The following is a 24,565-nucleotide window of genomic DNA, read 5'->3' as shown; positions in this document are numbered from 1 at the left end:
TATGCGGTTTCCCGATTGGCAAACTGCGCCTGCATTTGCACACACCGCCACCCTATTTCGACGCAGCCGCCGCTGCGTTTACGGTTCATATTTCCGTGTAACTGCTTGATATTTATAAAACTTGTTATTGACAATATATGCGCGCGTGAGCCTCCGCCCCCCCTGCGGAGGCTCATTTTCGTTGTGCGCACGCCGGTACGCTAAACCGGTTCTCTGTATATTGTTCTTGGGTCAAGCAGGCGCGCCACCACCTCGTTCGCGCCCTCGTTTACTGGATTTGCCGGCTGGATTGCCCGGGAACGTTTTTTGGGACAGGTTGGACCCACCCACGACGACATGCCCTGTCTTAACATCTTTGATCCCCTCAGAACTTGTAGGCAATCCGCAGTGTGCCACCATGGCTGGAATAGGTGTCGGAAAACGAGCCCTGGTAGCCGACGCGCAAACTGAAGCCGTCGGCGTTAGCGATGTCGACGCCCGCGCTTAGTCGACCTGCCACATCGGCCAGTGGCACCGTGCTTTCGAAAGCGCCGACCCCAGCTGGTGCATTGGCCAGCCGGGCTGACGTATCCCAGCTGTCAGCGCTGCTGAAGCTCACTCCTGCGGCCGCGTAGGCCCGCATAACCGTCGTTTCGCTCAGATCCACGCGCGTGCCAATCTCAATTGCCGGAGTGGTGGTGAAGCTCCACTGGCGGGTGTCGTTGATCAGGAGATCGAGCGGGCCGGCACCTGACTCTCGGTAGCTACGGGCGTGCGAATAGATCAGGTCAAGGTCGACCAGCGGCCGCACATAGTAGGCATCCTGCGCAAAGGTGTAAGCAGCGCGCAACCGGGTGCTGACATTGTAGACCTCCGGTTCGCCCTCCGCCTGTCCGGCAAAGCCCGGAATCCGGATCGTACGCACGTTGTCGTACCAGCCATAGCTGCCGGAAACAGCGCCCGAAAGAAGCCAAGGACCAATTTCATGCTTCAGTGAGGCACCGGCATAAAGGACGTCGCCGTCGGCGTTGACGCGGCCGTCGTCACCGCGAATGGCACTGCGGTCGTAGCCCCCGGCAAAGCCGACAAACCAGTCGGGCAACACCTCGACCTGGGCGCCGGCCTGCAGCGCATAGGTCGTGCTGTCGAAACCCGAGACGCCGCCGCTGGCCTTCTGGTCAAGCTTCTGTGCACCTGCCTGGCTCCACGCGCACTCCGTCTCAGTCAGGAACGAGGTGTCCGCAGCAAACATCGGGCAACTCAGCAAAAGGTCGAGATGTTGCCGCGTCGTAGCGATGCTGCCGGCCGCGGCCGCTCCTGCGACGCCGGGCGATATATCGGACAGGGCGGACCCGTAGGCACCAGAATCGCCATCAGCAAGCGAGCCCAGTGTGCCAAACAGTCTGCCGAAGGAACCACCGCCGGCATCCCAGATCTCCTGCAGGTGGTCGGCGACGTTGTCCTGGTCCGCGTTCAGCGCAAAGCCAGGCTCGCCGAAATGGGCCGAACCCGTCGCAACTGACAGCTCGTTTCCAGTCCGGGTCAGCACGTAGTCGTAGATTGCCGACTGCCCGCTTAGCGAGTGATCCAAGGTGCCACCCGCAGTGAGAAAAGACAAAGTGATACCGGGCAAGACACTTTCGGCACTCACCGTGAACTTGCCGGCGAGGCTGGCGTCGCCCTCGACCGTCAGTCGATCGATGCGCGAGCCAGCGAAATCGGCGTTGATTGCCAGAACGCCGTCCATACGCTGGGCAAAGTTGCCGGTGATTTTCGTGGCGTCGATAGCCTCAGAACCGCCGACTGCCAGCCGGCCATGATTGAACACGTCAGCCTCGTAAACCTTTGCACCCGTCAGCAGGCCACCTGTCTCATTGAGGACTGAGACCGCCATGCCGCTTCCGACACGGGCCGTCTTCGATATTTTGGCGTCGACGGTGGTGGCCCCCTTGACGCTGCCGTCGATGATACCGGCGTTGTTCACCACCATCAGCGTGCCGTCTGAGAGCGGGTTCAGTCCGGCGCTATATTGGACGGCGACACCGGAAGCAGCCGAGATCATGCCTCCGGAATTGACGTTCACGCTATTGTTCTGCCCGCCCGCGACCCAGACACCGGCACCATTGTCACCGGATCCGCCCGTAATGGAACCATCCACCGTCACATTGACCGTACCGTTGTTGGCTGTGCCTCCGTCGCTTTGCGCAAGTATGCCAATCGAGTCTTTGCCGGACGCTCGGATTTCGTTGCCGGCATCGAGGGTGACCGTCACATCGCCGCTTTTTCCGGCCGAAGAGAGGTTACCGTTCGACCCGATGAAAGCACTGGTCGCGTTGCCGCCGAAACCGCCGCCACCACCGATTGATTGGGCGAGAACACCGAAGGAATAGTCGCCATCGGTAAGGATGCCGCCGTCGATATTGACGGAAACATCGTCGCCATCACCAAAGCTGGCAGGGCTGTCACCTTTGAAGGAGAGCGGCGCGCCCGAAGCCGTTCCGCCAATGCCGCCGCCACCGCCAATCGATTGGGCAACAATGCCGTGCGCGCCGATGCCACGCGTGTGAACCGTGCTCTCGCTCGTCAGATCGACCGTGACAGCGCCGCCATCTGTGTCGCTGCCGCCCGATCCGCCAACCACAAGCGAGGCTATGCTGTCGGCTTCGCCGGCGCCGCCTATGCCGCCGCCGCCGCCGATTGATTGTGCGACGAGGCCGAACGCCCGGTCTCCATAGGTGTTGAGCGCGGTACCGATAGCAAGGTCGACCTCGCCGCCACGACCGCCAACCCCTCCGCTGCCGCCGACCACGAGGTCGATCGCGTGGCTGTTTTCGTCCTCGGAAGCCGTACGGCTTCCAGCGCCACCGACGCCACCGCCGCCACCGATAGACTGCGCGACGATACCGTGCGCATCGTCGCCGCTGGTCGACAGATTGATCCAACCCTGCGCCTCAACCAGGCCCCCCGACCCACCTGAGCCGCCAGAGCCGCCGAAACCGCCCCCGACGGTGATCTTGCCCGCCGCATGATCCGAACCGTCACCGCCCTGGCCACCGCCACCGCCGATCGACTGTAGGAGCACGCCATAGGCACTGTATCCGGAGGTGTTGATGCTGTTGCCGTGATTGTCGTCGAAGGTGATGTCGACCTCGCCGCCATTTCCCCCCGCACCGCCACGGCCGCCGACGCCGACGGTTATGTTGGCAGTTGCCTGGCTGCCAGACGCGGTAGAGCTACCACCGGCACCGCCGCCGCCGCCAATCGATTGGGCGACGATGCCGTCGGCCCAATCACCCGTGGTGTTGATGCGGCCGGCATGTGTCAACGTGACAGTGTTGCCGTTGGCGGCCGTGCCACCGGTACCGCCGTCATCGATCGTGGCACCGACATTGACATCGAAGCAGTAGCCGGACTTACCGTCACCGTCGTCGCTCAGGCAATCACTGGCGCCCTGGTCATCGAGCGGCTCGGCATCACCGGAGCTCGCCTGCCCCACGGAGCCGCCAAGCCCGCCGCCGCCGCCGATCGACTGCGCGAGCACGCCGTCCGCATCTGCGCCGAAGGTAGCAATATTGCCCGATGTGGTGACGTTGACCGTCCCGGCCGAACCGCCACTGCCGCCGGTCCGGCCAACCGAAACCCCAACCGATGCGGAAAAGTCGCCGCTACTGCCTTCGGGCTCCTCGCCTCCGGGCAGGCTGGCGCTGGCCGACAGCCCGACACTGACGCCTTGCGAAGTGCCACCACCGCCGCCGATCGACTGGGCGAGCACACCGCGTGCACCCGTGCCGCTGGTCTTTAGGGCTGTGCCTGCGTCAAGATCGACAGTCGTCACCCCGCCGCTTGCGCCACCGCTGCCCGAGCCGCCAACCCCGACATTGGCCGTCAGGTTGAAGCCGCCGCCAATCTGCTTGCTGTTGACGCTGCCGACACCGCCATTGCCGCCACCCCCGCCGATCGATTGCGCCACGATCGCATTGGCATAGTCGTCTGCCGTCGTCACTGAGGCACTATCCTTCAGTGCGACTTCGGCAGCACCACCATTGCCGCCGCCGCCGCCCGAGCCCCCGACCGAAACACCGATGTCGGCACTGACAGTATCCACGGTACCGGCGGTCGCTGCCATCGACGACGCGCTGCCGCCATTCCCGCCGCCGCCGCCGATCGATTGTGCCATCACGCCATGCGACGAAGCGCCTTTCGTAGAGACCGCCGTGCTGCCGTCCAAGCTCACGGAGACGTCGCCCGCTGAGTGGGTTGAGCCGCCGCTACCGCCGACGGCCGTTGAGACACTCATCGCCAAGGAGACATCCTCGCCGGTCGGCACTGCCACGGTGAGCGCATCGGCAACCGAGGAACCACCGCTACCGCCACCGCCGCTAATCGACTGTGCGAGGACGCCGATGGCATCAGTCACATCGCCGCCGTGTTGGCCGGTGCTAATGATGCTATCGGTCAGGTCGACGGAGACGTCGCCGCCGGCGCCGCCTGAACCGCCGGTACCACCGACAGCCACCGACGCCGTAAAGCCGAGACCTGCGGAGTAGGAGCTTGCGGAGCCGCCCGTGCCGCCACCACCCCCGACCGATTGCGCAACGATGCCGGCGGCGTGCGAACCTTGAGTGGTAAGGGTCAAGCCCTGGAAGTCGACACTGGTGATGCTGGCATAGCCACCGCCCCCACCGCCCCCGCCAATCTGGAAGCTACCAAGCCCGGCATCGCCACCCGTGGCATTTCCCCCGTTGCCTCCGCCGCCACCAATCGACTGTGCGAGCACGCCGACCGCGCCTGAGCCGGCAGTGGCGACATCAACCGCCTCGTGCGCACCAGTCTCTGCGGAACAACCGTCACCGGAATATTGGTTGGTGACGCAAACTTTGCCGCCGGCGCCGCCGCCCGAGGCACTGCCGCCGACACCCAATGCGGGGAGACCAACCGACAGGTCGATCACGTTGCCGCCGTTGCCGCCACCGCCACCGATCGACTGTGCCATGATCGCATGCGCCATCTCACCCCGTGTGGTGACCGAGCCGCCGGGCAAAAATATGCCAGCCTCGCTGCCGTCACCGCCGGCGCTACCTGAACCACCAACGGTCGCGATGCCCGACGCGCCGGCACCCGAACCGCCACCGCCGCCGATCGATTGCGCCAGGATGCCGATGGCGGCATCCCCGCCGGTACTGATGACACCTGAATTCTGAACCTGCGCATTGCCGCCAAAGTTACCGGAGCCGCCGGAACCGCCGATCGACAGAATTCCACCCGCCATACCGGCAGCGCCGCCGCCGCCGCTGATCGACTGGGCGATGATGCCGTGCGCCGAATAGCCAGATGTGGTGATCGTACCGGCATTCAGGACGCCGGCCGTCTCCGCCGACCCACCACTGCCACCATCGCCACCCAGCTCGAGCGTGAGCCCGGCGGCAATGCCGCCTGTGCCGCCGCTGCCGCCGATCGACTGGACCAGGATACCGTAGGAATGTCCGCCCGCCGTCGTGATTGCTGCATTGTTGTTGACGATAGCCGTGTTGCCACTGCCGCCATTACCACCATTGCCCGCTCCCCCGCCGAGCACGTCAGTGAAGTCGCCGCCAGTGCCACCACCGCCTCCGATGGAATGCAGGGTGATGGCGGTCGAGTAGTCACCCGTCGTCGTGATCCTGGATGCGCCGTTCGTAAAGGCGCCCACGCTGCCGGCGTTACCGCCATAGCCGCCCCCACCACTCGTGCCGACAACAGCCGTTTCGTCGCCGCCATTGCCACCCTGACCGCCTATGCTCTGGCCCAACAGGCCAAAGGCGTTGCTGCCATCTGTCGAAACGCTGCCGCCAGACAGGTTCAACTGGATCTGACCGCCGTTCCCGCCGAGACCGCCGGAGCTGTCCTTCTCTCCGTCCTGGCCGTCGCCGCCACGGCCACCCTGGCTCAATGCGATCACACCGCCAAGGTCGTCGCCCTGCGTCGAAATGATGCCCGAATGGACCGTCACGGTCGTCGCGGCCAGCCCACTGTCTGGCCTGCCACCCTCGCCGCCGGCACCCGCGACGTTCGAGCTCCAACCGTCGCCACCATCGCCACCCCGAGTGACGGCGACGACGCCGCCCGAAAGCTCGGTCACCTGGCCCGTGGCGACGATCGTCATATCTGCGTAGGTGTCGACATTTACGACCGAGCCACCTCCACCCACACCGCCTTTATCGGAGCTGTCTCGCGATGCCGTGCCGTCGCTGCCCTGACTCAGCCCATGGATGCCGCGCACGCTGTCGGTGTCGTTTGCGTAAACGCTGATCGCCCCGGCGCTTGCGTTTCCGGAGGAACCGTTCGCGATATCGACGAAGCCGCCCGCACCGCCCGCACCGTTGTCGTGACCGCCCTGCTGACCGGTGGATTCGGCAGCCAGGCCCCACGCATAGTCGAGGCCACTCAGCGAACTGGTCGGGCTGCCGAGATTTACCTGCCCTGTGTTGGCGATGCTGACCGTGCCACCGTTGCCACCGTTGCCGCCCACCTGGTCGCCGGTCGCGCCGCTGTTTTGTTCACCGCCACTGCCTCCCTTGCTCACCGCAAAGATCCCGGCCATGCCTCTGGCCGTGGTCGACTTCAGCGATTCCACGGCCAGCATTCCATAGTTGGTAATCGTTACCGCGCCTCCGGCACCGCCGGCACCACCGTTCGATTTGTAATTGTCATTGTCCTCGTCCCCGGAGCCGCCGAAACTCGTTGCCGAGATCAAACTCCCGATGGTGCCCGGATCCGTAGACGCAGACAGGGTAATGGCGCCGAAATTAGTGATCGTCACGGTCCCGCCGGCACCCGCGCGTCCCTCGTCGACACCGCCGCCGCCCATCGTGTATGTCATGATGACACCGCCGGCTGAGCCCGACGGCACGACGTAGGGGAGACTTGCGCCAGCGGTATACGACGCACTTGTGTTGATCGTTATGTTTGCTCCGGCGTCTCCGTCCTTTTCATCGTCATGATCGACACCGCTGTCGCCCCAACAGGCTGACCACGTATATCCGTAGTCGACCTGGCCGATTGTCTGGTTTGGATCGCCATTGCAGCCTGCAGACGCTTCGCCTGCCATACCAGCTCCACCGAGCCCCAAAGCCAACATGATGAGCACATGCGGGACGTAAACGTTCCGAACGCCGGCCGGGCAACCATCATTGCCCCGCGCTCGGTTGATCAATTTAGGCCGGAAAGGAGCAACTTCACGACTGCATGTTTGAGAGAATGGCAACTCCCCCTGGGTGAGGGACGAGGCAGCGTTCGACCGAAGTCGAAATGCTCGCAAGATCTTTCCCGTGCGTTCGGCATGTTTCATACGGCGAGCCCCTTCAAAATTGGAGCAAGCGCGGCCGACTTCGGCGCATACGCAATCTGCGCGCGAAGGGCTCTCCCCCAATCAAACAAATGCAAGGTCACTGTGAAGTGACGGTAAGGCAAATGGGGTCGACGAATCTACAGAACAAAACTATTCAATTCTGACCAAAACATGCATGAAGGCGAACGAGCCCATCCGAGACTGCCGGTGGAAGACGCCGCTCTCCAATTTAGGTCAAATCTTCAAATTTATTACAGATTCTGCCAAAGCTCGGCTGAACTTACTGTCCTTTCTTTGTCCCTCAACTCGCCGCCTGACGACCTAGACTTGCGCGAACCGCTGCCCTGTGCAAATGCTGAGAGATGCTGGACCTCAAGACAGTGCTCGTCGTCGATCTGGCAACCGCCAGTTTACAGGCGGTCGCGTGGATCTTTGTCTGGCTTGCTTGGCGCCATCTCTATGAATTGAAGTTTCTGGCGGCCGGATACACTGCAATCGCCATCGGGCTGTTCCTGATGATCTTGAGAGGCGATCAGCCAGCTGCGTGGTCGATCGTGCTACACAATACGATCATCAAGCTTGGCCTCGTGTTGCTCGCCGAGGGCCTGGCGCGCTTTTTAGGGCAGCCCCGCTACACCTGGGTCGGCGTCTCGCTGCTTGTCCTTCAGGTCGCAGCCTGGAGTATCGCGGTGACGCTCGATCCGGGCGATCTTGCAATCCGCGTCCACACATCGACCGCCTTTACGGTATTGATGATGTCATTGATGTGTGTGGCCCTCTTGCGCGATCGGACGCAGCCCCGGCTTCTGCGCTGGATTACGATGGCGGTGCTGGGTGAATACATGGCAGCCAGCATGGTTCATAGCGCGATCGAATTCTGGTTTCCGGCGGCGCACCAGGACATCGCGATCCTTAACAACCGCAACGCCTGGTACCTTCTGCAGGGAAGTCTGTTCCTGATTGCCCTGTTCGCTTGCCTGCTGTTTATGGTCAACTCGCGACTTTCGGCAGCCCTGCGTGAGAAAAACGAAGCCTTATCGCGCGAAGTGCTGGAACGCAGAAGGCTCGAACTCCAACTGAATGCCAGTCTTGAGGCTGAACGCGCCCTTCGTGAAGAACAGGCTGACTTCATGCGCATTGTCAGTCACGAGTTTCGCACGCCTCTTGCAGTCATTCGCAATGCGGTCGACATGATCGGCCTCATAGGTGACACATCCAAAGACGCAACGAAGGAACGGCTTGCCGGCATTGGCGAGGCGCTCGATCGTCTATTCTCCCTGATCGAGCGGTTCATGACAAATGACGGTGACAATCGCTTTCGGCCGGAGCGGATGCAGATCGCATCTCTCATTGCCGACGTGCAATTACATTTCGACATGACCGGTCGCGGTGAACGCTTGCGTTTCAGGACGCAGGGTGAAGCAGTCTCTACGATTGCCGATCCAGACATGCTGGCAACCGTCGTTATCAATCTCATTGACAACGCACTCAAATATTCTCCCGACGATCAGCCTATTCACATTGATGGCCGATCCGATTTCGGGTCCATCGTTATCCAGGTCCGTGATCGCGGTATCGGCATACCCGAAGCGGAGGTTCACAAGATCGGACGCCGGTTCTTCCGTGCCTCCAACACCAAGGCCGGAAGTGGAACAGGGCTCGGGCTGTACTCGTCGCGCAAGCTTCTGGCCTATCATGGTGGCACGCTGGATCTTTTCTCCAATGAAGGAGGGGGGACGACTGCCGTGGCACGCGTGCCCTTGCTGAGGGAGGCGGCGGAGCCAACGCAGCTAAAGGAGAAGATGAATTGACGCATGTTTTGATCGTCGAGGACGAACAGCGGCTGCGCAAGGATCTGGTCGACTTCCTGGCGCTTTGCGGTTTCACCGCCGAAGGAATTGCGACTGCAGAAGCGCTGCGTCGAGTACTGGATGATCATGAGCCGCCAGACGTCATCATTCTCGATGTCGGGTTGCCCGATGGCAACGGATTCGACCTCGCGCGAGAAGTCCGCGAGAAACATCGCTGCGGCATTATCATGCTCACAGCTCTTGGCGACAGCGACGACCGTATCCGAGGCTTCGAAAGCGGCGCTGACATCTATCTCGTCAAACACAGTACGCTGCGGGAAATCGAAGCCGCGATCCGCAGCCTGTTGCGACGAACGGGCGAGCACGTCGATTTGGCTGATAGCACTGGAGACAAGTGGGTGCTGGACAGCCGACACTGGACGCTCACTGCGCCGAACCAGCGCTCACTCAAGCTGACGGCGACCGAATTCGCGCTGGTAAGCGCGCTCTGCAAACACGGCGGCGGCATATGCGAGCGGGAAAAGCTGGCGGAGACAATTGCCCGACCTAGGACCCACTTCGACAACCGGCACCTGGATGCCGTCGTCAGTCGCCTTCGGCGTAAAATCGGCGAGCAGACCGACCTCACTGTACCGATCAAGGTGGTTTATGGCGTGGGTTATACGTTCACCGCACCTTCGGCCGTAGAATAGGGGATTTGGTTCGCACGAACGAAGCGACTGGTGCGCAACAGATCCGCGACAGTAAGATGTTGTGAGACATGTCCGCTTTGCGCCAATAGCCAGCTTCGGTTGCGTGGTCAGACAGGAAGATCACCGCTCCATGTCGCACCGCCAGGCGCACGCCTGCGCGCCTGGCGGACTGATGAGCGTTCCCGCCAAACTTACCGTTCGATCATACGGTTCCAGCGCTTGTTCCATTCCTGCCGGTTCTGGTTGATCGCATCCCAATCAAGGACCTTGGCGGTCTCCATGTTGGCCTTGAACGTCGAGAGCTTCGCGTTCGCCGCATCTGTGCCGGCCTTGGCGTTGACGTTTGACGGGATGATGTTGCCGTGATCGAGCGCCAGGCTCTGTGCCTGGGCCGAAAGCAGGTAGTGGGCGAGCTTCTGACTGAGTTCCGGTTCGCTGTTGTTGGCGATCACGCATTCGGTGACGGCGAGCACGACGGAGCCTTCCTTCGGCTGGGCGTATTCCACTGGAATGCCCTTGTCTTTGAGGTTGTTGACGGCTGTTGGGGTCAGCGGGAAGATCGCTGCCTCTCCGGTCTGCACCATTTCGGAGATCTTCGCCGAACTCGGGATGAACTCGATGACGTTCTTGCCGATCGTATCGGAGAACTTGTCGAAGCCCGGTTCAACGTTGGTCTCGTCGCCGCCCTGGATGCGGTTGAACATCAGGAAGGCGTGCAGGCCGAAGCTCGATGCGGAAGCCGACTGGAACACGACGGCGTTTTCGAATTTGGGATCGGCCATGTCCATCCACGAGGTCGGTGCCGGCCAGCCCTTCTCGTCGAAGAGCTTCTTGTTATAGGCAAGGCCGGTCATGCCCATGTCGACGCCGATCGCCATGTCGTCTTTCAGGCGGGCAGCCATCTGGATCTGGTCAAGCACCGGATCAGCAGCAATCTTCTGGCAGAGACCGCCGCCGATGGCGCGCACCATTACGCCATCGTCAAGCAGCATGACATGCATCTGCGGATTGTCCTTGGCGGCGGTTGCCTTGGCGAGGATGTCGGCGGAGGTGCCGGGTACGACGACGACCTTGACGTCGTTCGCCTTTTCGAAAGGCGGCAGCACGTGCTCGGTATAGGCGCGTTCGAAGTTTCCGCCGTTCATGCCGATGTAGAGCGTCTTGGTTTCCGCCGAGGCAGAATTCTGCTGCATAACGAACGCCAGCAGTGCGAGGGCCGTGGTTTTGGTAAGCCGTTGGTCGATCATGGTATTCCCCTTTCTGTTTACAACGAGGCTGCAGTTTCGGCCGCCACCTTGCGGAAGCGGCCAATGGAAAAGGCGTCTATCGGCGTAGTGCTGCGGCCCTCGGTGACGAGTTCTGCAAGCACTTCGCCGACGGCGGGCGCGGTCTGAAAACCTGCGCCGCAGAAGCCAAAAGCGTGGAAGAGGCCTGATGTCGTCTCGCTCGGGCCGATCACCGGGTTGCCGTCGGGCATTTCCGCCTCGGTTCCAGACCAGAAGCGGATGACCTGGGCTTCAGCCAGATGCGGAAAGAGCGTGATTGCACGCTGCATGACGGAGGATGCAGCCGTCACCGACGGACGCGAATAGTCGGGATCTCCAAGGGGCAGACCGCGACCGCCCCCCATGACGTAGTTGCCGCGCGCCACCTGCCGGCCATAGAAGCTGCCGCCCTGTTCACCCATGCTGACGGGCAAACGCAATGGCAGAGGTTCGGTGACCACCATCGAGGGATAGATACGTGTCAGCGGTACAGGCTCGTTGAAATTCGCGGCAAAGCGGTCGGACCAGGCACCGGCGCTGTTGACCAGTTGTTGGCAGCGGATCTCGATGCCGTCGCCGGCGAGGATCTCGAAACCGTTTCCGGTCGCAGCGACGTCGCGCACCGGCGTCTGCTCCAGTACCATCGCGCCGGCGCGCTCGGCGGCCCTTGCGAAGGCGGGCGCAACGAGACGCGGATTGGCGTGACCGTCATCGGGGCAGAGCGACGCGCCGACCGCCTGGGCGGAAAGCCAGGGGAACCGGTGCGCCAACGCCGAACCGGCAACGAGCTCAAGCCCCAACCCATAGTCCCGAACCATCTCGGCATAGGCTTCGAGCTTGGCGAAATCCTTTTCCGTGCGGGCGAGCTTCAGATGGCCGGAGCGCATGTACTCGGCATCGATGCCGACCATTGCCTTGAGTTGCGGCCAGATACCGTGTGCGCGCTGCGACAAAGGCAATTGTTCGGGGGCGCGGCCCTGCCGGCGCACGCCGCCATAGTTCACCCCGCTCGCCTGCGCGCCACAATAGCCCTTATCGATGAGGGCGACTGAAAGCCCCGCTTTACGCATGGCAAGTGCTGCGGAGCTGCCGACCAGCCCGCCGCCGATGATCGCGACGTCGACGGAGATGCGCCAGCTCATGACCGAGCCTCCGCTTCTACGGCAGCACCGAAACCAAGCGGGATCGGCTTGACCGGCGCCTGAGCGCGAAGGCGACCAACCTCACCGGGCGAAACACCACAAAGCCCGCTCAACAACTCGGTGGCAGCGGCGGAACACATGCGCCCCTGGCAACGTCCCATCCCGACCCGGCTCAGCGCCTTCAGGCGGTTGATCTCGCTGATGGAGCCGCTCGCAATGGCGCGGCGTCCTTCTGCAATGGTAATCTCCTCGCAACGACACAGCGTCGTCTCGTCCGGGACCGTCTCGAACCAATCAACCGGGAAGGGAAAGGCACGTTCGAGGATATCACGCTGCCGCAGGATCGCTTCGCGAGCCGCCACCAGGCGCGCTCCATCCGCTGATGCTTTCCCCGCATCCTCGAGCAGAGCAGCCGCGGCGAGCTCGCCCGAGACTTCCGCCGCATCGGCGCCGGCAATGCCGCTGCCGTCACCGGCAACGTATACGTTGGCCCGGCTAGTGCGCCCCATGGCGTCTCGCTCAGGCAGCCACACGCGATCGCGCTCGTCAAAACAGAAACGGCAGCCGGCAAGATCGGCAAGCTGGGTTTCTGGCCGAAGGGCAAAACCGTAGGCGAGCGCGTCGCAGGATGCCGTCTCGACGACCTCACCTTTGCTTGCCCGCCGACGGAAGCGAAGACCCTCGACCTGGCCCGTCCCGAGGACCGCCTCCGGCCGCACGCCGTTGCGGATCTTCACGCCGGCCAGCTGGAGCTGGAGCCCGTAGAAAACACCAAGCCCGACGATGCGCGGCGCATGGATGGCAAGCGACAGCAAGTGTCGCTTCGACGTGATGGGTGCTGTGTCGAGCACCGCCTCCACGCACGCGCCGGCCTTCATATATTGCCAGGCAACGAGGTAGAGCAGCGGACCGGAGCCCATGAAGACGATGCGGTCGCCAATTGTGCAGCCCTGGGCTTTCAGCGCCACTTGGGAGGCGCCGAGCGTGTAAACTCCAGGCGTCGTCCATCCCGGAAACGGCAGCACGCGATCGGTCGCGCCGGTGCACAGGATCAGTTGCGAAAAGCCGATCTGCCGATGCACGCCGGCCAAAAGGACATCGAGCTGATTGCCGCGCTCAGCCGCCGAAACATTCCAGACCAGCGTTTCGGGGCGATAGTCGATCGCAGGCAAGAGTGCCTCGAAAGCCTCGTGTAACCTTCTTGCCTTGCCAGCTTCCGAACCATAGCGGCTGCGATAGGATCGACCGTCGTCGATCAGCGGGCGTCGATAGATCTGCCCGCCAGCGCGCAGACCTTCGTCAAGCACGATCGGCCTGAGACCTGCGCGCACGAGGCGCTCGGCGGCGCGTATGCCCGCCGGTCCGGCGCCAACGATGACGGGCTGCAACGGCTCAATCATGGGCCGTCTCCGACACCGCGCCGAGATCGGTGATGAAAGCCATGCCCGCGAGCAAGGCGGTGCTGCAGGCGCGGACGCGGCTGCCTTGCGCCGTCATCACATAACAATCCTGACAGGCGCCGATCAGGCAGAAGCCGGCCCGGTTCTCCCCGGTGAATTCGCTCTGTCTCAGGCGACCGCTCACCGAGAGTATCGCCGTCAGTACCGTGTCGCCGCGGCGCCCGGTTTGGGCCGTCCCGTTCAATGTGAAGGGCACGAGTGTCTCGTCCAGGCGGTAGCGCCGCCGGAGTAACGGGTTCATCGACATCGGATATCAGCCCTTGCCCACAAGCAGCCGGTCGAGACCGAACAGGCGATCGAGGATGATCATCGTAACGGTGGCAAGTGCGATCATGAGCGTCGAAACGGCCGCCATCATCGGATCGATGGATTCGCTCGCGTACATGTACATGCGGACCGGCAGCGTTACCGTCGACGGCGAGGTCACGAAGATCGACATGGTCAGCTCGTCAAAACTGTTGATGAAGGCGAGCAACCAGCCGCCGCTGACACCTGGCAGCATGAGCGGCATGGTGATCCGGCGAAACACCGTCCACTCCGCAGCCCCCAGCGTGCGCGCCGCATTTTCGGCGTTGCGGTCCATGCTGGTGAGTGACGCCAGGATCAGCCGCAGCGTATAGGGGGTGACGACGATCGCATGGGTGGCGACAAGCCAACCGAAGGACCCGCCCATGCCCATCAGCGAGAAGAGACGCAGGAAAGCGACGCCGAGGACCAGGTGCGGAATGATCAGTGGCGACAGGAAGAGCGCGTTCAGCGCCTCACGGCCGCGGAAATCGTAGCGGGTAATCGCCAGCGCCGCCGGAACCGCAAAAACGGTGGAGATGGTGGCTGATAGCAGGGCGAGCCTTACGCTGTTGCCGAAGGACGACATAAAGTCGGCATGATGGAAAACCGCCTTGAACCACCGTAGCGACAGCCCATTCCAGGGCATCGCCAGGGTGTTTTCCGGCGTGAAGGCCACGAGGCAGACGACCACCATCGGCGCCAGCATGAAGACGACGACGAGGCTATGGAATGCGAGAGCGATGGGTCCGTTTCTCTGCATGGCTTCAACCCAGCTTGCGCTTCGCCTGCCGCTCGATGAGGCGGTTATAGGCGAGCATGATGACGAGATTGGCGACAAGCACGATGATCGCGATGGTCGCACCGAGCGGCCAGTTCAGCTCGATCAGGAACTCGTCGTAGACAAGTGTTGCCGCCATTTTCAGCCGCCGGCCGCCAAGCAGGCCGGGGATGGCAAACGAGCTTGCCGAGAGTGCAAAGACGATGAGGCTGCCCGAGAGGATGCCGAGAGCCGCCTGCGGAAAGACGACGCGACGAAGGGCGGTGAAGCGCGAGGCGCCGAGGGTGAGCGCTGCCGCCTCGACCGTCGGGTCGAGTTTCTGCAGAACGGTCCAGACGGGGATGACCATGAACGGCAGCATGATATGGACGAGACCGATGACGATCGCCGTCTCGGTGTAGAGAAGCTGCACCGGGTCAAGGCCGACAATGGCAAGCGCGCTGTTTACAAAGCCGTTCTTGCCGAGCAGCATGCTCCAGCCGAAGGTGCGCACCACCACAGAAACAAGCAGCGGGCCGATGATCACGAGCAAGAAGATCGACCGCCAGGGCTTGCGCATGTTCGAGAGCACGTAGGCCTCCGGCACACCGATCGCCACCGTGATGACCGTCGTCAGAAGCGCAAGCCGCAATGTCCGCCAGAAGGTCGAGAGATAATATTCGTCCTGCAACACCGTGAGGTAGTTGGCGAAGGTGAAGTCGCTCTGGATCCCGGCGGTATAGTCATAGCTGTTGAAGGAGAGGATCACCGTCAACAGAAGCGGCAAGAGCACGAGGCCGATGAAGAACAAGGTGGTCGGCCCGGAAAGAGCCAACGGCGCGAGCTGGCGCGGCTTGATGGCGGAGGTAGCGGCGCTCATCACTTGGCCGCTCCCGCCAGCACACGACAATCGGCACTCTGCCAGGCAAGCCCAACGGTTTCGCCTTCCATCGGCGGCGGCGCACCGAGATTGGGAACCGCAACGGCAAGAACGCCCGCCGGTGTCTCGGCGCTGACCAGCCATTGGCTCCCCATGAAATAGCGTGTCGTCACTTTGCCCTGGATCTGGCCCTCGCCCGGCTCGGTTAACCGGAGCTTTTCCGGGCGGATGAAGATCGAGACTTTGCCATCCGGCTCGCGGCGGTCGGTGTTGAAGCGGATCGGCGTGTTGTCGATGCTGATCGACGCGCCCTTGCCGTTGAAGGACGAGGTCGCACACATGAAGTTGGACTTGCCGACGAAGGACGAGATGAAGTCGTTGCGGGGATGCTCATAGAGTTCGTAAGGCGTATCGACCTGGGTGATGCGCCCCTTCTCCATGACGACGACGCGGTCGCTGATCGACAGCGCCTCAGCCTGATCATGGGTCACCATGATCGTCGTGATGCCGACGGTCTGCTGGATGCGGCGCAATTCGAACTGCATCTCCTCGCGAAGCTGCGCATCGAGGTTCGATAGCGGCTCGTCAAGCAAAAGCACCGGCGGATTGATGACAAGCGCCCGGGCAATCGCCACGCGCTGGCGCTGCCCGCCCGACATCTCGCGCGGGTAGCGATCGGCAAGCGCCGAGAGATGGACCAGCGACAGGATCTCCTTGATCCGTTTGTCGCGCTCCGGTTTTGCGACCTTGCGCATTTCGAGGCCGAAGGAAACATTCTGCGCCACGGTCATATGGGGGAAGAGCGCATAGCTCTGGAAGACTACGCCCAGTTCGCGTTGCGGCGGCGGCAAATGAGTGATGTCGCGCCCACCCATGGTGATCGTGCCCGAGGAGGGACGCACGAGCCCAGTGATCATCTGCAGGGTCGTCGTCTTGCCGCAGCCGGAGGGCCCGAGCAGCGAGATAAACTCGCCCTTTTCGACCGCCAGATCGAAATCATGAACGGCTGCGACCGATCCATAAAACTTGGAGACCTTCTCAAGGTTCAGGAAACTCATGCTCATTCTCCCCTGGGTCGCTACCCCTGAGATCGCCTGCCCCATTTTTCTTGTCGGCGATCCCGGCGGCTGCGACACGTCGTCAACCATCGAACCTTCCTTCAGGCGTTGAGATCTCCGGCGTACGCGAGTGCACCGATAAAGGCACGGTTTCGCGCTCGGAATAGCCTCTCGGCTATTCACGTCTGGCACATCCACCCCTTGAAGAAGGCTTGTGTGAATTAACTCCCGGAAATTGACGAAAAACACAAATGCAATTTTCTATTTCGGAATTTTTTGTTAGAAAAATCCGAGATACGGAATTACGCCACGCAGATTTTGAAAGATTTTCGCAAATGTCGGAATCAGAGAACGCCGGAAGCTCCAGCCTCACCAAGGCGATCCACATCCTGAAAGACCTCGCAGATAACGCGAGCGAGGGTGTGCGGGTCATCGATCTCGCGCGGAGGCTGAATCTCAGCCAGCCATCGGCGCATCGGCTATTGAAGACCCTGATTGCCGAAGGCCTCGTGGAGCAAATGCCAGAGGGGAAATCCTACCGCCTGTCGCTGGAGTTCTTCTCGATCGCCTCGCAGGCGCGCAGGCGAGAAGGCATCCTCGACATCGCCCGGCCGTCACTCTTGAGGCTGTCCGCCACCTTCAACGACACGGTCTTTCTGCTGGTGCGCAGCAATTTTGACGCAATCTGCCTCGACCGCGTCGAGGGTCCCTTCCCGATCCGCTCCTTTACCGGCGACATCGGTGGCAAGGTGCCGCTCGGCATCGGCCAGGGCAGCATCGCCATCCTCGCCCACCTGCCGGAGGAAGAACGCGAGGCGATCATCAAGTTTAATATGCCTCGCATCATGGACCGGGCGGCGATCGACGAGGTGGACCTGCGCATCAAGATCGAGGAGGTCAGGCGCATCGGCGCAGCCCAGATGAACTTCGAGATGATCGAGGGCATGGCTGGGCTCGGCGTGCCGGTTCTTGACCGCAACGGCATCGCCGTCGCCTCCTTGAGCATCGGCACGCTGGCATCGCGCCTGACGGAAACGCGAAGCGGCACGATCACCGATCTCTTGAAGGCAGAGGCGCAAGCGATCAGCAGTAAGCTCAATCCCTTCGACCCGACCCTACGTTATCCGGCCTCCGCCTTGCGGGCCGCGCAGAAGGGCTGAACCTTTGGGAACATGCGACTGAACTACGGGCGGTACCTGCTTTCCGGGGCTCGCTGACTGTGATGGAAATTGCAAATATCACAGGCTTCGCGGACACAGCGCATTTCTCGCGTGAGTTTCGCAAAGCGTTCGGAGACACGCCGAGCGCGTTCCGCGCATCAGAACGCACCAACGAGCGCCGAGCTAATGCTTCAGGATCTGACCGAGAAACAGCTTGGTCCGCTCGTGTTTTGGATTGTCGAAGAAATCATCGGGCCTAGCCTCTTCGAGAATCTGTCCCGAGTTCATGAAGATTACGCGATCTGCGACGGCCCTGGCGAACCCCATCTCGTGCGTGACGCAGACCATCGTCATGCCGTCCTTTGCCAGGCTCGTCATGGTATCAAGGACTTCGGACACCATCTCGGGGTCGAGCGCGGATGTCGGTTCGTCAAACAGCATCACGGCCGGCTGCATGCAGAGCGAGCGCGCGATCGCGACGCGCTGCTGTTGGCCGCCGGAAAGCTGGATTGGAAACTTGTGGGCCTGTTCCGGGATGCGTACCCGATCGAGGAATGTGAGCGCCCTTGCCCGCGCCTCCGCTTCCGGCACGCCGTTGATCCACATCGGTCCGACCATGCAGTTCATCAGTACGGTCATGTGCGGGAAAAGGTTGAAGTGCTGGAACACCATGCCGACGTTGCGGCGCACATCCGAGACATTGCGCATCTTCGGATGCAGGTTGATCCCGTTGACGACGATCTCACCTTCCTGGTGCGCTTCCAGGCGGTTGAAGCACCGGATCAAGGTAGATTTGCCGGATCCGGACGGACCGCAAATCACGATGCGTTCGCCCTTGCGGACCGTCAGGTTGATGTCGGTCAGCACCTGGAAGGCGCCGTACCACTTGGAAACATTTTTGACGTCGATGATGGTCTCGGCGCTCATCTGACCTTGCTCCTGGCATAGTGACGTTCGATGCGGGACTGGATCAGCTCGAGAACGATAGACATCGTCCAGTAGAGCATGGCGGCTGATATGAGCATTTCCATATGCTGGAAGGTCTTCTGGCCGAGCGTCCGTGCGAGAAACATGAGCTCCCAGACACCGATGACGGAGACCAGCGAGCTGTCCTTCAGCATGGAAATGAACTGGTTACCGGTCGGCGGGATGATGACCGGCAACGCCTGAGGCAGGATGACCTTGCGCATCGTCAGCCCGAAGCCGAAGCCGATAGAGCGCGACGCCTCCCACTGGCCGCGGTCGATGCTCTGGATGCCGGAGCGGAAGATTTCCGTCATGTATGCGCCGTAGCAGAGCGAAAGTGCCAGAATACCGGCCGGCACCGCGTCGATGATGAAGCCGAGCTGCGGCAGCCCGAGATAGATCAGATAAACCTGCATCAACAGCGGCAGACCGCGAAAGAAGGACGTGTAGAAGCTCGCAATCGCATAGGCGAAGCCGTTGGTCGAGAGCTTGGCCACGGCGCCGAGGATGGCGATCGCCGAGGCAATCACAATCGAGATCGCCGAAACATAGACCGTCGTCACCAGCCCTTGCGTGATGAGGAACGGCAACTTTTCCTCTATGAAGGGCAGGCTGAGATCGAAGGTCTGGAAGAAGGCGAGGAACAGCGCCAGCAATTCGAGCCAGACGACGACGATCTGGACCCTGAGGCTCGCAAAGCCGATCAGGACGATGTTGAGGCAGAAGAGCACCGCCACGACGAAGGCGGTCGCAAAGCGGCCGTAGAATCCGCTTTCGAGCGGCTCGCCGATCACTGGCCGCATCAGTTCGCCCATCGTTGTGCCGGTCAGGCCGAAGGCCGTGAAGGCAATGAGGACGGCAGCGAACATGCTGGCCACGAACCATGGCTTGTGGACGAGTATTTCGGACTCGACAGTATCCGGATAAAGCATCTTTGGTCCCTTTGGACAACGTGCGGTCCGGCTGCCCGGACCGCCAGACATGGCTGCCTTACTTCACGACGGTGTAGTCGACGCCGTACCATTTCTCCGACAGCTTGCTCAGCGTGCCATCGTCCTGCATCGCCTTGATCGCTTCGGCGATCTTGTCGCTCAGCTCCTTGTCGCCGTGTTCGACAGCGACTGCGAGCGGTTCGTAAAAGACCGGGTCGCCAACCTGCTTGATCGGATAGCCGGCCTTGATTGCGTCGCGAATGCTGGGCAGCGACGATACGACTGCGTCGAGCCGCACACCGTCACCGAGGCGCAAATCATCGAATGCGGTCGTCGAGTTGGCGTAGGACTTCACCTCCTTCGGCTTGAAGGTGTATTCGAAGGCAGGTGCGCCAGCAGCGTCGAGGGTCAGATCCTGTTTGGCATAGGCTTCGAAGGTGGACGTCGCCGTCGCACCAACGACCTTGTCGTCCAGATCGATCAGGCCGACCACAGCGCTGTCCTTGTGCACGGCCACGGCGGCCGGGGTGTAGTAGTAGACGGCCGGGAAATCGAAGACCTTGGCACGCTCCTTTGTCGGCGTCATCGAGCCGACATGCATGTCCCAGCGCCCCTGCCAGTTGCCGGCCGTGATGATGTCCCAGCCGGGAGTTACGAACTCGACACCGACACCCAACCGCTTGGCGAGTTCCTTGGCGACATCGACATCGAAGCCGTCCATCTCGTTCTTTTCGTTCATGAAGGACTGCGGCGCCCAGTTGGCGTCGGTCGCTACCTTCAGTGTCTTTGCATCGAGCACGTGGTCGAGTACGGCACCGGCGTGGGCCGGAACGGTCGCGAGCGACAAGGCAAACGATGCCGCCGCGGTGAGTTTTGCGAATGTGTTCATGCTGTCGTTCCCTTTGTCGTTCTGGTTTTTGACAGGGTCCTCTTCCTGCCATCGGGTTGATCTTGAGTTCTGAGCCCGCCATCCGTCTTCCGGCGATACGAGGTAGCGTGGCGCTGCCCCTTCCTAGAAAACGTGGAAGTCAGCGCTCTCCTTTTTCAGCCATCTCGTCGCGGACGCTCCGGGCCACGCGGAACGCTTCGACGCCTGCGGGAATGCCGCAGTAGATCGCGATCTGCACGAGTGCTGCGCGAAGCTCCTCGTCGGTCAAACCGTTGCGGATCGCCCCGCGAAAGTGGATGCCGAATTCGTGCATGCGGTTGAGCGCTGCAAGCATTCCGAGGTTCAGTAGGCTGCGGCTCCTCAGATCGAGGCTTTCGTCCGTCCAGACGGTGCCCCAGCAATGTTCGTTCAACAGATCCTGAAAGGGCCGCGAGAAGGCATCGCTGCTGCCGATTGCCCCATCGACATAGCCATCGCCAAGCACCTGGCGCCGGATGGCCTCTCCCCTTGCTCGCAGTGCTTCATCCATCGACCGTCTCCCCCTGGCTCATGAACTCGCCCATCAGCGTTGCCACGACGTCGGGCGCCTCGATCAAGATGGAATGGCGAAGGCCCGGCAGGATACGAAGCTCGGACCCGGGAATGCGCTCGTGCATGTAGCGCGCCATGCGCGGGTTGGAGCCGGCATCGTCTTCGCCGGTAGCAATCAGCGTTGGGCATCGGATCTGGTCGAGAAAGCCGCCGAAATCCGTTTCCGCCAACACACGATAGGCTGCCGCGTAGCAGTCGGGGTCGTTTTCGGCGTCCCGCGCCCTTAGCCGTTGGATCACCTGCGGGTTGTTCTCCTGGAACTCTTCCGTCAGCCAGCGCGACAGCGAGGCATTGTGATGGTCGGCAGGCGTTCCGTCTCTGAGGGCGGCGAGGCGGTCGAGAACCCGCTCACGCTCGGCCGGCGTGCGGCCGGCCACGGTCGACAAGAGCGCCAGCCTGCGCAGACGTCCAAGGTGGGTCAGAGCGAGACGCTGGGCGATCAGGCCGCCCAGCGAAAAGCCTGCAAGATTGAAGGTCGGGAAGCCCGCTGCGTCGGCAAGCCCCAGCGTCTCGTTGACGAAGTCGTCGATCTCGTAGCGGCCCTTGACCCGGCTGGAGCGGCCATGACCACGAAGGTCGAATGTCAGGATCGTGAACCGGTCCTTCAAACGTTCGACCACGCCCGACCACGCTTCGAGATAGGAGCCGACGCCGTGGATGCAGACGAGCGGTTCGCCTTCTCCCTCGATGCGGTAGTTGAGCGTCACCTCTCCGACGGTATGGCGCTGAGCTCCTGCCATGTTCAGGCACCCACCGCGATACGCTTCTGTTCCTTCTCACGGGCCGCGAAGAAGGGCATGATTTCGCTGACAAATAGCTCCAGCGTCCGCTTCTGCAGCTCGAACGGCAGATTGAAGGTCAGGCCCAAGCAATACTGGTCCACACCGGCGGCCTCATAGACCAACAGCTTCTCGATCGCTTCGTCCGGCGTGCCGAACATCAGGTTCTTGCGGATGTTGTCCGGATTGTAGTTGTCCTTGCCCTTGACCGCTTCGTAGGGCACTGCCTCGGGGAAGCCGTTGTGCACCGTGCCGATGTTCTGCATGAGGTTTTCGAAGGCGCGGCCGTAGTCCATGCTGTGCTTGACGGCACGTTCCCACCCATCCGGCCGGTCATAGACGCAAGTGCGGCGCTGCATCATAAAGCGCGGGCGCGGCACCTCCGGATGATCGGCGACCGCCTTGCGAAATTTCTCGGAGAGCACGTGGATTTCGGCTTCCGGCGCGGAGAGCGGCGTCGATAGGATACTGGCGCCGTTTGCGATCGCCCAGTCGAAGGTTCCGGGATCGCGCGCCGCCACCCAGATGGGCGGGTGGGGTTGCTGCAGCGGCTTCGGCACTGCCGCCGTGACCGGAAACTTCCAGTATTGTCCCTCATGGGCATAGTCGCCGGACCAGAGCTTCTTCACGGCCGGCACGATCTCCTTCATGTAGGCCACCCCCTCCTGCTGCGGAATACCACCCGCCATACGGTCGAACTCGTACTGGTAGGAACCGCGCGCGATCCCGAACTCCAGGCGGCCATTGGTCAGGTGATCGCAGAGCGCCGACTCGCCGGCGAGCCGGATGGGATTCCAATAGGGCGCGACCAGAGTGGAGGTGCCGAGCCGGATGCGATCCGTGTGCTGCGCGAGCCAGACCAGCGTCTGGAACGGATTGGGGGAGATCGTGCATTCCAGCGTATGGTGTTCTGCAGTCCACAGCGTTTCGAAGCCGCCTTCGTCGGCAAGCCGTGCGAGTTGCAGCAAGTTGCTCTTGACCTGCTCCATCGGAATATCGGGGGAGAAGCGTTCCATCGTGAGGGAGACTGCGAACTTCATGTTTTCTGCCTTTCCTGTGCCCGTGCTTTTGCTGTCACTTCAGACGGATGACGAAGGGGTCCTGCATCGCGCCGGAGTAGTCGACGATGACGTTCTTCAACCGCGAGAACTCGTGCATGACCTCGAACCCGCCGCGCCGGCCGTAGCCGCTTTCTTTGAAGCCGCCGTTGGCAGACATGAAAGACGCGGAGCGGTAGGTGTTAATCCAGACGGTCCCGGCATCGATCCGGTTGGCGAACCGCAGCGCCCGGTCGATGTCCTTTGTCCAGATGCCGGAAGCCAAGCCGTATCGCGTATCGTTGGCGAGCCGGATCATCTCTTCCTCGTCGCGGAACGGCATGACGCCGACCACCGGACCGAAGAGTTCGTCGCGCATGAAGGTCATGTCGTTTTGCGCATCGACCATCACTGTCGGCTCGAAATACCAGCCCCCTGACGAAAGCCCTTGCCGCTGCGGACGCCGCCCGCCGGCGGCAACGCGCGCCCCTTCCTTGACGCCGGAGGCCACGTAGGATTCAACCTTGGAGAGCTGATCGGCGAGCGCGAGCGGACCGATGTCGGTGTCCTCGACCGCCGGGAGACCGACCCGTATGCGTTGCGTTCGGGCGACGAGCGCCTCAACGAAGCGATCATAGATGCGCTCCTCGACGAAGCAGCGAGAACCGGCAACGCAAGTCTGGCCAGCGGCTGCGAAGACCCCGGAGACGACGCCGTTGACCGCATGTTCGATGTCGACATCACCAAAGACGACGTGAGGCGACTTGCCGCCAAGCTCCATCGAGCACGGAACAAGGTTCTGCGCGGCGTTGCCGGCGATGCGCCGGCCGGTGGCCGTGCTGCCTGTGAAGACGTATTTCGCAACGCCAGGATGACGCGTCAGCGCCTCACCGGCGCTCTGGCCCGTACCCGTCACGACATTGACGACGCCGGCGGGAAAGCCCGCCTCGTGGATCAGTTCCGCAAGCGCCAAGGTCGAGGCGGTCGCATGTTCCGAGGGCTTGATGACGACCGTATTGCCGATTGCAAGGCACGGTGCCAGCGTGCCGGTCAGAAGCATCAACGGCGAATTCCACGGCGTGATCATGCCGACGACGCCCAAGGGCTCGCGCAGGTTGAAGTTCAACGTATCGAGACGATTGATTGGAATGGTCTCGCCCTGCAGCTTGTCGGCCATGCCCGCGAAATAGTGATAGCTGTCTGGCATCGAGCGCATCTGCGCCCGGGTTTCCTTGAGAAGCTTGCCGTTGTCGCGCGTCTCGATCTCCGCCAGCCTATCGGCATTGGCGCGAACAAGTTCGGCGAGACGGCGCATCAGCGCGCCGCGATCGGTCTGCGTCATCCGGCGCCAGGCCGGGTCGCGGAAGGCGGCGGCGGCAGCAACGACGGCTGCCCCGACATCGTCCGCACCTGCTTCAGCAAAATGATACCAGGGCTCGCCCGTCGTCGGGTCAAAACTGGCGATGTAGTTGCCGTTCTTCGGTGCCACGAACTGCCCGCCGATGAACAGCAACTGGCGCGAACCCTCGATGGAACTGACCGTCGTCTTCAT

At 62.1% G+C, this 24,565-nt stretch carries 19 protein-coding genes; 4 read left to right on the top strand and 15 right to left on the bottom strand.

Annotated features, from left to right (window positions below; translation table 11 throughout):
* Nucleotides 1-364: 364 nt before the first annotated feature.
* On the bottom strand, nucleotides 365-7,096 hold the full coding sequence (locus IB277_RS38730) for an autotransporter outer membrane beta-barrel domain-containing protein (protein WP_371813709.1): 6,732 nt from the start codon (nucleotides 7,094-7,096) through the stop codon (nucleotides 365-367).
* Between the two features lie 572 nt (nucleotides 7,097-7,668).
* Here IB277_RS38730 and IB277_RS30195 point away from each other — a divergent pair.
* Both IB277_RS30195 and IB277_RS30190 read left to right on the top strand, forming a co-directional pair.
* Nucleotides 7,669-9,117 carry a HAMP domain-containing sensor histidine kinase gene (locus IB277_RS30195; protein ID WP_060582081.1) on the top strand — a complete coding sequence of 483 codons (1,449 nt, stop codon included), beginning with the start codon at nucleotides 7,669-7,671 and terminating at the stop codon, nucleotides 9,115-9,117.
* On the top strand, nucleotides 9,114-9,809 hold the full coding sequence (locus IB277_RS30190) for a response regulator transcription factor (RefSeq protein ID WP_060519061.1): 696 nt from the start codon (nucleotides 9,114-9,116) through the stop codon (nucleotides 9,807-9,809). Before IB277_RS30195 ends, IB277_RS30190 begins: the two co-directional genes overlap by 4 nt.
* Nucleotides 9,810-10,000: 191 nt before the next feature.
* Here IB277_RS30190 and IB277_RS30185 read toward each other — a convergent pair whose 3' ends face one another.
* Genes IB277_RS30185 through IB277_RS30155 form a run of 7 tightly spaced genes read right to left on the bottom strand, consistent with a single transcriptional unit; the run spans nucleotide 10,001 to nucleotide 16,659 of the window.
* A complete protein-coding gene (locus IB277_RS30185; RefSeq protein ID WP_089045074.1) occupies nucleotides 10,001-11,056 on the bottom strand; it encodes an ABC transporter substrate-binding protein in 1,056 nt (351 codons plus the stop codon).
* 17 nt (nucleotides 11,057-11,073) lie between these two features.
* Nucleotides 11,074-12,216 (bottom strand): FAD-binding oxidoreductase, encoded by a 1,143-nt coding sequence (locus tag IB277_RS30180; RefSeq protein WP_060582082.1) that lies wholly within the window; start codon nucleotides 12,214-12,216, stop codon nucleotides 11,074-11,076.
* Nucleotides 12,213-13,616 (bottom strand): NAD(P)/FAD-dependent oxidoreductase, encoded by a 1,404-nt coding sequence (locus IB277_RS30175; RefSeq protein WP_089045073.1) that lies wholly within the window; start codon nucleotides 13,614-13,616, stop codon nucleotides 12,213-12,215. The genes IB277_RS30180 and IB277_RS30175 overlap by 4 nt, the downstream gene beginning before the upstream one ends.
* Nucleotides 13,609-13,923 (bottom strand): (2Fe-2S)-binding protein, encoded by a 315-nt coding sequence (locus tag IB277_RS30170; RefSeq protein ID WP_060519053.1) that lies wholly within the window; start codon nucleotides 13,921-13,923, stop codon nucleotides 13,609-13,611. Before IB277_RS30170 ends, IB277_RS30175 begins: the two co-directional genes overlap by 8 nt.
* 6 nt (nucleotides 13,924-13,929) lie before the next feature.
* Nucleotides 13,930-14,724 (bottom strand): ABC transporter permease, encoded by a 795-nt coding sequence (locus IB277_RS30165; RefSeq protein ID WP_060519051.1) that lies wholly within the window; start codon nucleotides 14,722-14,724, stop codon nucleotides 13,930-13,932.
* A gap of 4 nt (nucleotides 14,725-14,728) precedes the next feature.
* Nucleotides 14,729-15,601: an ABC transporter permease gene (locus tag IB277_RS30160; RefSeq protein WP_034799957.1), complete on the bottom strand. Its 873-nt coding sequence runs from the start codon at nucleotides 15,599-15,601 to the stop codon at nucleotides 14,729-14,731.
* Entirely contained in the window at nucleotides 15,601-16,659 is a 1,059-nt protein-coding gene (locus IB277_RS30155; protein ID WP_060582084.1) for an ABC transporter ATP-binding protein, read from the bottom strand. Before IB277_RS30155 ends, IB277_RS30160 begins: the two co-directional genes overlap by 1 nt.
* A gap of 335 nt (nucleotides 16,660-16,994) precedes the next feature.
* Between IB277_RS30155 and IB277_RS30150 the strand changes: the two genes are divergently transcribed.
* Together IB277_RS30150 and IB277_RS39000 are read left to right on the top strand one after the other, a co-directional pair.
* Nucleotides 16,995-17,819 (top strand): IclR family transcriptional regulator, encoded by an 825-nt coding sequence (locus IB277_RS30150; protein WP_060519046.1) that lies wholly within the window; start codon nucleotides 16,995-16,997, stop codon nucleotides 17,817-17,819.
* Nucleotides 17,816-18,079 (top strand): helix-turn-helix domain-containing protein, encoded by a 264-nt coding sequence (locus tag IB277_RS39000; RefSeq protein WP_371813716.1) that lies wholly within the window; start codon nucleotides 17,816-17,818, stop codon nucleotides 18,077-18,079. The genes IB277_RS30150 and IB277_RS39000 overlap by 4 nt, the downstream gene beginning before the upstream one ends.
* Here the strand turns inward: IB277_RS39000 and IB277_RS30140 are convergent.
* The 7 genes from IB277_RS30140 to IB277_RS30110 all read right to left on the bottom strand — a co-directional run bounded on the left by IB277_RS30140 (nucleotide 18,003) and on the right by IB277_RS30110 (nucleotide 24,565).
* The gene (locus tag IB277_RS30140) at nucleotides 18,003-18,746 is read right to left on the bottom strand and encodes an amino acid ABC transporter ATP-binding protein (protein ID WP_034799947.1); all 744 of its coding nucleotides are present in this window, start codon (nucleotides 18,744-18,746) and stop codon (nucleotides 18,003-18,005) included. The genes IB277_RS39000 and IB277_RS30140 overlap by 77 nt on opposite strands.
* The gene (locus IB277_RS30135; RefSeq protein ID WP_034799945.1) at nucleotides 18,743-19,717 is read right to left on the bottom strand and encodes an amino acid ABC transporter permease; all 975 of its coding nucleotides are present in this window, start codon (nucleotides 19,715-19,717) and stop codon (nucleotides 18,743-18,745) included. Before IB277_RS30135 ends, IB277_RS30140 begins: the two co-directional genes overlap by 4 nt.
* 58 nt (nucleotides 19,718-19,775) lie before the next feature.
* Nucleotides 19,776-20,606: a transporter substrate-binding domain-containing protein gene (locus tag IB277_RS30130; protein ID WP_060519044.1), complete on the bottom strand. Its 831-nt coding sequence runs from the start codon at nucleotides 20,604-20,606 to the stop codon at nucleotides 19,776-19,778.
* 139 nt (nucleotides 20,607-20,745) lie between these two features.
* Nucleotides 20,746-21,135, bottom strand: coding sequence for a carboxymuconolactone decarboxylase family protein (locus IB277_RS30125; protein ID WP_060519042.1), 390 nt, complete (start codon nucleotides 21,133-21,135; stop codon nucleotides 20,746-20,748).
* A complete protein-coding gene (locus IB277_RS30120; protein ID WP_034799940.1) occupies nucleotides 21,128-21,937 on the bottom strand; it encodes an alpha/beta fold hydrolase in 810 nt (269 codons plus the stop codon). The genes IB277_RS30125 and IB277_RS30120 overlap by 8 nt, the downstream gene beginning before the upstream one ends.
* 2 nt (nucleotides 21,938-21,939) lie before the next feature.
* Nucleotides 21,940-23,016, bottom strand: a complete 1,077-nt coding sequence (locus IB277_RS30115) for an LLM class flavin-dependent oxidoreductase (RefSeq protein WP_112975442.1) — start codon at nucleotides 23,014-23,016, stop codon at nucleotides 21,940-21,942.
* Between the two features lie 34 nt (nucleotides 23,017-23,050).
* Nucleotides 23,051-24,565 (bottom strand): aldehyde dehydrogenase, encoded by a 1,515-nt coding sequence (locus IB277_RS30110; protein ID WP_060607908.1) that lies wholly within the window; start codon nucleotides 24,563-24,565, stop codon nucleotides 23,051-23,053.

The sequence above is a fragment of the Ensifer sp. ENS07 genome (assembly GCF_014852185.1).
GTDB lineage: Bacteria > Pseudomonadota > Alphaproteobacteria > Rhizobiales > Rhizobiaceae > Ensifer > Ensifer adhaerens.
The sequence above is the reverse complement of the archived record's forward strand: the minus strand, read 5'-3'. Positions and strand labels throughout refer to the sequence as shown.

What these genes read in the sequence shown, in the direction of transcription:
- IB277_RS38730 (WP_371813709.1), bottom strand. Translation starts at nt 7,096, where the DNA reads ATGTTGGCTTTGGGGCTCGGTGGAGCTGGTATGGCAGGCGAAGCGTCT.
- IB277_RS30195 (WP_060582081.1), top strand. Translation starts at nt 7,669, where the DNA reads ATGCTGGACCTCAAGACAGTGCTCGTCGTCGATCTGGCAACCGCCAGT.
- IB277_RS30185 (WP_089045074.1), bottom strand. Translation starts at nt 11,056, where the DNA reads ATGATCGACCAACGGCTTACCAAAACCACGGCCCTCGCACTGCTGGCG.
- IB277_RS30180 (WP_060582082.1), bottom strand. Translation starts at nt 12,216, where the DNA reads ATGAGCTGGCGCATCTCCGTCGACGTCGCGATCATCGGCGGCGGGCTG.
- IB277_RS30175 (WP_089045073.1), bottom strand. Translation starts at nt 13,616, where the DNA reads ATGATTGAGCCGTTGCAGCCCGTCATCGTTGGCGCCGGACCGGCGGGC.
- IB277_RS30170 (WP_060519053.1), bottom strand. Translation starts at nt 13,923, where the DNA reads ATGTCGATGAACCCGTTACTCCGGCGGCGCTACCGCCTGGACGAGACA.
- IB277_RS30165 (WP_060519051.1), bottom strand. Translation starts at nt 14,724, where the DNA reads ATGCAGAGAAACGGACCCATCGCTCTCGCATTCCATAGCCTCGTCGTC.
- IB277_RS30160 (WP_034799957.1), bottom strand. Translation starts at nt 15,601, where the DNA reads ATGAGCGCCGCTACCTCCGCCATCAAGCCGCGCCAGCTCGCGCCGTTG.
- IB277_RS30155 (WP_060582084.1), bottom strand. Translation starts at nt 16,659, where the DNA reads ATGAGTTTCCTGAACCTTGAGAAGGTCTCCAAGTTTTATGGATCGGTC.
- IB277_RS30150 (WP_060519046.1), top strand. Translation starts at nt 16,995, where the DNA reads ATGTCGGAATCAGAGAACGCCGGAAGCTCCAGCCTCACCAAGGCGATC.
- IB277_RS30140 (WP_034799947.1), bottom strand. Translation starts at nt 18,746, where the DNA reads ATGAGCGCCGAGACCATCATCGACGTCAAAAATGTTTCCAAGTGGTAC.
- IB277_RS30135 (WP_034799945.1), bottom strand. Translation starts at nt 19,717, where the DNA reads ATGCTTTATCCGGATACTGTCGAGTCCGAAATACTCGTCCACAAGCCA.
- IB277_RS30130 (WP_060519044.1), bottom strand. Translation starts at nt 20,606, where the DNA reads ATGAACACATTCGCAAAACTCACCGCGGCGGCATCGTTTGCCTTGTCG.
- IB277_RS30125 (WP_060519042.1), bottom strand. Translation starts at nt 21,135, where the DNA reads ATGGATGAAGCACTGCGAGCAAGGGGAGAGGCCATCCGGCGCCAGGTG.
- IB277_RS30120 (WP_034799940.1), bottom strand. Translation starts at nt 21,937, where the DNA reads ATGGCAGGAGCTCAGCGCCATACCGTCGGAGAGGTGACGCTCAACTAC.
- IB277_RS30115 (WP_112975442.1), bottom strand. Translation starts at nt 23,016, where the DNA reads ATGAAGTTCGCAGTCTCCCTCACGATGGAACGCTTCTCCCCCGATATT.
- IB277_RS30110 (WP_060607908.1), bottom strand. Translation starts at nt 24,565, where the DNA reads ATGAAGACGACGGTCAGTTCCATCGAGGGTTCGCGCCAGTTGCTGTTC.